Consider the following 3,116-nt stretch of genomic DNA (forward strand, 5'->3'; position numbering starts at 1 on the left):
AAAAATAAAAATTGGCCATGTGAGGGAGCAGGGAGCAGGTAATAGGTATAAAAGTGTGTTAAGCGTGGAAAGGGTGGGTAGCAAGTCAACTGCTGTGGTTTCCACTATTAGCGATTACGTCAATATCGGAATAGTTAGGAAATTGGGAATCGGAAGCGGCTCTAAGGTCGCATCATACATAGTTATCTAACACATTAATTAATTTATTACACAGGATTTTTCCCCACTCCACTACTCCCTATTCCCTGCTCCCTGCTCCCTATTCCCTGTTCGTTACAAAATTTTTCAAAATATGTTATAATATAAGATTATTTATGCTATAATAAAATTACCGTGGGCGCTAAAACGTTCCACGGTAAGAGCCAGCCCCAGATTTTCCACCCTCTCAGGCTGGCTCTCGTCCCCCAGTTAAGGAGATAACTTAATATTATGACGTACTCTCAGCGCCTCTATCCATGGGCGGTAGTTCGGTTATTGCCCAAGATGCAACGAGTGGTTGTTGGTCGTTTCCGCAATCGCTCGGATGCGGAAGGTCACATGCAGGCTCTGAAACGGCTAATGCCTGATGATAAATTTATTATTGTATTTGATATTGGGCAGGATATAGAGGAAGACTCTGAGGAGATGGAGTAGGGAGCGATCAGCTTTCAGCAATCAGCTTTCAGCAATCAGCTTTCAGCAATCAGCTTTCAGCGATCAGCTTTCAGCAATCAGCTTTCAGCAATCAGCTTTCAGCAATCAGCTTTCAGCAATCAGCTTTCAGCAATCAGCTTTCAGCAATCAGCTTTCAGCAATCAGCTTTCAGCAATCAGCTTTCAGCAATCAGCTTTCAGCTTATGGGTTACATCACAGGCTGGAAGCCTATTCCACGCTACTTGAGGAGTTAGGTCACAGGCTGGAAGCCTATTCCACGCCACTTGAGGAGTTAGGTCACAGGCTGGAAGCCTATTCCATGCTATTTGAGGAGTTAGGTCACAGGCTGGAAGCCTGTGCCACAGCTGACCGCTGACGGCTGACCGCTGACGGCTGACCCCTCACTTACTACTCACGATAGTCTCCCAATTCTGAATCACTTGCTGCAAAGCTTCCGGGAGCTGATTACTACCAATATCGGCATAACGTGTAGTACCTGCATTGCTGCTCAGAGTAACACTGATATAATCAGCAGCACCAATAGGAGCAGGGTAACTGAGCTGATCAAACTGACTAAAGTCTACGTCTTTGTTGAGAAACTTCTTAAAGCCTTTGACATCTTGACGGGAAATGCGAGCAATCTCAGTGGGAGTGCTATTCCCATTTATCCTTATGTACTGCTGAATCACTTGTCCATTGTTGAGCAGACGGGTTTCAACTGTTTGACCAAAGAAACCACCACTTGCGATCGCACGAAATACGGTATTCTTCTCTAGGGCTGGTGGTAATTCACTGCTGGGAATCGGTACTGCTGCCAGTAGGTCTTGATTGTCTACTGATTCAACCTGAGCGCTTGCGGTAGAGTTACCTGATGGTAAGAACTTCATTTGACCAGCTTGGCTAGTTACTGCACTAAAGGATACAATCCCGGTTAATGCACAGGCAGCAATAATATAAGAAGATGGAGTGATTGCACGCAAGTTTTTCATCTGATTCCCTTGATTAGTTGAAGGTGTACCCATAGGCCAAGGTAGAGAACTTACCAGCAGTATCAAGACCAATTGCTGGTGTTTGCCTCTTTACTTAAGACTATTGACTTTTGGGAGATTTGTTTTGTTTCGTGCTGACTACCGAACTATCGGTAGGGAAATCACTCCGTCAGCTTATGCGCTACGCGCACGCTACTTGAGGTGCTAAGCACCTACACAGAATTAATTGCCTACTCTAAATCTCTGTGACCCTTACCCTGCAAGGCTTTGAATTTTAAAAAATGTGCAATTAATTTTGTGTGCCTGCTTATCAGCTATAGCATTTTCATTTGAGATGTAAACTGAAAGGCCGTGAGCCACGCTTCGCGATGCTCCTTTCTTTGGAGCCGCTAAAAGCGATCAGGTCTTCTTGTATTTTAAGAAAAAACTCTGGAGCTCTTGCCTATTGCCTCTTGACTTTTTCGATAATTTATGAATTGACAAATAGATAGTTTGAAAACGCTATATAGTATTTTCATTTGAGATGTAAACTGAGAAAGTATTTTTTTTAATTTACTATAAAGATATGGTTCTATTGCTACTATTACCTCTTGACTTTTTCCATGATTTATGAATTGACAAATAGTTTGAAAGCGCTATAGGTTATGAGTACTAATTTTAAGTGACCTTAAATAGCAATGTCCTTGATTTTTTTAAAATATTAAGTTTTGTTAATTTAGTCGAGATTGTTGGCAATAATGCTATAGTTGTTATATTAGGTCTTTTGACAGGTAAGCTGATCTTTCATAACCTTCTATTAAGGAGATAATAATGCGTATAGTGATCATGTTGGTTGCTTCAATATTCCTGCTCTTCGCCAATGTTAGCGCGGCGGAGGCTTCTGTCTCAAACCCAGGAAGTCTCGAGGGTGAGTGGATAGGAACTTGGACTAGTTTGAATGCTACCACCTATAACGGTGTGATCGAGATGTATATAAATCAAGAGGGGGATAACGTATTCGGTACCTCAGTGGTGGGCAACACAAAATGTTCTCCTGAACGACTTTTCAAAGGTACATTGTCAGGCAAGTTTAACAACTTTATTGAATTGGAAATATCTCCTGAGGGAAAGCCGGACACCACAATAGCTAAAAATTGGGGGGCGATAACCAGGGACCGCAATGCTATCAGTGTGGTCTACAACTTCAACACTTCTGAGTCCAAGTGTGAAGGGGATGTCGGCACAATGTTCATCTCTAAGGTTCAGGAGTATTCCAAGATTCAGGGCATCACAAAGAAATAACTCAGGACTTACACTAAGACATCTTTAAGGAATGAAGAATTAAGAATTAAGAATTAAGAATTGGAAGTTTTTTGCATTCTGCATTCTGCATTATGCATTCTTCATTCTTCACCCAGTAAGGCGCGGAATGCTCCTTGTCACCCCGTCAGGTCAAAATGTCACCTCCCTTATCAGCAATCATCATTGTTGCTGCTGCTGTGTTTGCAGTTATCG

At 42.3% G+C, this 3,116-nt stretch carries 4 protein-coding genes; 3 read left to right on the forward strand and 1 reads right to left on the reverse strand.

Annotated features, from left to right (window positions below; translation table 11 throughout):
• Both F6K20_RS14430 and F6K20_RS14435 read left to right on the forward strand, forming a co-directional pair.
• A partial coding sequence (locus F6K20_RS14430; RefSeq protein WP_287295075.1) for a hypothetical protein occupies positions 1–190 on the forward strand: 190 nt, incomplete at its 5' end.
• Between the two features lie 239 nt (positions 191–429).
• Complete coding sequence (locus tag F6K20_RS14435) at positions 430–633, forward strand: hypothetical protein (RefSeq protein ID WP_287256700.1); 204 nt, start codon at positions 430–432, stop codon at positions 631–633.
• A 401-nt stretch (positions 634–1,034) separates the two neighbouring features.
• Here the strand turns inward: F6K20_RS14435 and F6K20_RS14440 are convergent, their stop codons facing one another.
• Positions 1,035–1,622 (reverse strand): hypothetical protein, encoded by a 588-nt coding sequence (locus F6K20_RS14440; RefSeq protein ID WP_287295077.1) that lies wholly within the window; start codon positions 1,620–1,622, stop codon positions 1,035–1,037.
• Positions 1,623–2,432: 810 nt separating this feature from the next.
• On the opposite strand from F6K20_RS14440, the gene F6K20_RS14445 reads away from it, so the two are divergent.
• Complete coding sequence (locus F6K20_RS14445; RefSeq protein ID WP_008187379.1) at positions 2,433–2,903, forward strand: hypothetical protein; 471 nt, start codon at positions 2,433–2,435, stop codon at positions 2,901–2,903.
• The last annotated feature ends 213 nt before the right edge of the window (positions 2,904–3,116 follow it).

Source organism: Moorena sp. SIO2C4 (assembly GCF_010672485.1).
Classification (GTDB): domain Bacteria; phylum Cyanobacteriota; class Cyanobacteriia; order Cyanobacteriales; family Coleofasciculaceae; genus Moorena; species Moorena producens.